Genomic DNA, 3,153 nt, shown 5'->3' with positions numbered 1-3,153 from the left:
TTCTGATTCTAACGGAATGTAGGGATCAGTCATTGAACCGGTACCAATCATGCACTTTTCTTTCTTCTTTTGCAAGGCTTTTTTAAGTAAATCAAGACTATTTTCTTTAACTTCTATGTCTTCAAAATCGTGCTGCATATTATAGACGTTACTTCTTGAATCACAGTATATACATCCATGAGTACATCCCCTGTAAAGGTTCATCCCATTATTCTTTGATAATATACTCTTAGCTTTAACATAGTGCATAATTTCACTTCTTGATTTTATGATTATATTAGTTATCGTCTTTTTCGTAATTAAATATATTGTCAGATGGGGTTTAAATAATTCAATTTTCTTACAAGTTTAATTATTATGGATTATATACATTTTCTTATGAATAAATTTTTAAGTTATTTTGAAAAGTATTTTTTTCTAGTCATAATACTTTTTGTTGTCGTAGCATTAGCTTATCCAACAACTTTTACATGGGTTTTGGAAGATATTTACGGCATGGCAGTTATAAACATACTTTTAAGTATTATTCTATTTGGAATGGGTACGACATTAAAATTGGATAATTTCTTGAATGTATTTAGAAAACCTAAGGAGATATTGCTTGGTATTTCTGCACAATATATAATCATGCCATTATTGGCTTTATTATTGGCCAGAGCCTTTTCCTTGGATACTGCATTGACGGTTGGGTTAATACTGGTTGGTACGGTTCCGGGCGGTACTGCATCCGATGTAATAACTTTTCTTGCAAAGGGTGATCTGGCATTATCAGTTTCTTTAACCGCAGTTTCAACGATTATTTCACCGATATTGACTCCGGTTATAACATTATTGTTAATTGGTAATCAGATATTGTTCAATCCTTTGGACATGTTTATTTCAATTGTTCAAATAGTAATTATTCCTATATTATTGGGTTTATTTGTAAATTACAAGTTTCCGGATTTTGCAAACAAATTAAAGGATTATTTGCCAACGGTTTCTGCTATTGCAATATGTTTAATTATTGGTGGAGTACTTGGTGCAAATAAACAGGCTATACTTACATCTTCATGGATAATTATTTTAATAGTAGTTTTACAGTATTGTCTCGGTATTTTATTGGGTTTTGCAGTAGGATACTTGTCAGGTATGAAATGGAAACAGATTATAACCATTGCAATAGAATTGGCTTTCCAAAATTCTGGTTTATCAACAAGTCTTGCTAAAACACATTTTCCTAATTTGGCTACAGCTACTGTTCCGGGGGCGTTATATTCTGTTTGGCAGAACTTTGCAGGATCAGTCCTTGCACATATTTTCAGAAAATATTTTGATCAGGAAAATTAACTAAAAAATAGTTCTTTTTTATCTTTTTTTTCTTTTAATTATTAAAATAAGTAATTTAAAAAGGAGTTTAAAGTTTAATCATAGGATTTTTTCATATACTTTAAAAGAGATTAATCCTCTGTATTTATTATTTACTTCTATTGAATCAACGTATTTAAATCCTAATTTGGTATATACAGGTTCTATACCCAAGTTGTTCATGTGGATGCTTAGTCTAATACTTTTTATTGAATTTTCTTTAGCTAAATCAAAGGCATAATTTAGCATTTTCTTGGCAAATCCCTGCTTTCTGAATTTCTGATTTACTGCTACAAGGTGAATGTAATATACATATTCATCGTCTACATCAATATTCCATTTAATATTCTCGTAACCTTCATTGGTTCTGTTGTTAATTACTATTGCTGATGCTATTTCGTTATCTTTTTCTCCAACATATAATTCTTCAGCGTTTATTGCATCACATATATTTTCTTTTCTAGGATAAACGCCATGTTCCCATCCTGGATGGGATTCATTATCTCTTATTTGGTCAATTACTTCACTGTAAAGTTTCAAAACATTTTCAATATCTTTTTCGCTTGCCTTTCTTATTGTTATCACGTTATTCACCTTTATACGTTTTGAAATTATATTTATGGTATTTCACTGTTTAATGTGCGGTGTTTATGTAGTAAAATGGATATCTTTATAAATTATTATTATTTTTTTAAATTATTTAAATATTGTTATTTTAAAAAACATTTTTTTAACAGATGTATAGCATTTTTTATTATTTTTATACATAAAACAAGTTTTGAAATAAATTCATAAACGATATTAAAAATGGTGTATAATGAAAGCTTTGTTTATCGAAATATTTCTTTTAATCAATTTATGTTTGGTGAAAATAAATTAAATTGGAAATAATTGTGTCTGGCAATAAATGGGTGATATCTTTAAATAGTATTACTTGCATATACAAGTATATAGTTGCATATGCAAGAATGAGGTAAAATATGGAAAAAAATTCAAACATAGAAATGATTACAGGAGACCCTAAAAAGGCTATAAACAAACTGGCAATACCAATTATAGCAAGTATGTTCCTAATATTTGCTAACAATATAATTGACAGTATATGGGTGGCAGGACTGGGAGCCGATCCATTGGCAGCATTAGGGTATATTACACCACTATTCATGATATTGGTAGGTATAGGAAACGGTATAGGTGCCGGAGCAAACTCATTAATATCAAGATATATCGGTGCACAAAACAAACACAACGCCAACAATGCGGCAATACATTCACTTATAATAAGTGTGATAATATCAATACTAGTAACGATAGTACTGCTGGTATTTCTAAAAGACTTACTCAACATAATGGGAGCAGCCAGTGTACTTTCCTATGCCATGGAATATGGAGTAGTAATGTTTTCATGGTCCTTTGCAGTACTTATTCCACCAATTATTGGAGGAGCTTTCAGAGCAGAAGGTGACATTAAAAGGGCAACCATTCCAATAGCAGTAACAGCAATAACAAATATGATTCTTGACCCAATATTCATTTATGGATTAAATCTTAAAGTAGCAGGAGCAGCATGGGCAACAGGATTAACAGCATTGATTGGATTAATACTAATGCTTTACTGGATATTTATCAAAAAAGACACTTACCTTTCATCTACAAGAAAAGACTTTGAAAACAATTTAACCATGTACAAGGATATACTGGTTGTCGGAATACCAGCAAGTCTGGAACAGTTAGTACTCGCAGCACTATCAATCATAGTTAACTTTATGTTGACCATAGTATCAGGATCAGTAGCAGTAGCAGTTT

Annotated in this window: 3 protein-coding genes and 1 pseudogene; 2 read left to right on the top strand and 2 right to left on the bottom strand. The window is 30.6% G+C overall.

Features of this window, described 5'->3' with window-relative positions; genetic code table 11:
• Positions 1 to 249: pseudogene (locus QZZ11_RS01220) on the bottom strand (radical SAM protein); the annotation flags it as partial.
• A gap of 129 nt (positions 250 to 378) precedes the next feature.
• Between QZZ11_RS01220 and QZZ11_RS01215 the strand changes: the two are divergent.
• The gene (locus tag QZZ11_RS01215) at positions 379 to 1,329 is read left to right on the top strand and encodes a bile acid:sodium symporter family protein (RefSeq protein ID WP_292472780.1); all 951 of its coding nucleotides are present in this window, start codon (positions 379 to 381) and stop codon (positions 1,327 to 1,329) included.
• Between the two features lie 78 nt (positions 1,330 to 1,407).
• On the opposite strand, the gene QZZ11_RS01210 is transcribed toward QZZ11_RS01215, so the two are convergent.
• A complete protein-coding gene (locus tag QZZ11_RS01210) occupies positions 1,408 to 1,932 on the bottom strand; it encodes a GNAT family N-acetyltransferase (protein WP_292472778.1) in 525 nt (174 codons plus the stop codon).
• 395 nt (positions 1,933 to 2,327) lie between these two features.
• Between QZZ11_RS01210 and QZZ11_RS01205 the strand changes: the two genes are divergently transcribed.
• Positions 2,328 to 3,153 (top strand): MATE family efflux transporter (locus tag QZZ11_RS01205; RefSeq protein ID WP_292472776.1); only part of this gene is annotated, 826 nt, incomplete at its 3' end.

Origin of the sequence: Methanosphaera sp. (genome assembly GCF_016282985.1) — an archaeon.
Lineage (GTDB): Archaea > Methanobacteriota > Methanobacteria > Methanobacteriales > Methanobacteriaceae > Methanosphaera.
This window is presented reverse-complemented; position numbering and strand designations above follow the sequence as displayed.

What these genes read in the sequence shown, in the direction of transcription:
- QZZ11_RS01215 (WP_292472780.1), top strand. Translation starts at nt 379, where the DNA reads ATGAATAAATTTTTAAGTTATTTTGAAAAGTATTTTTTTCTAGTCATA.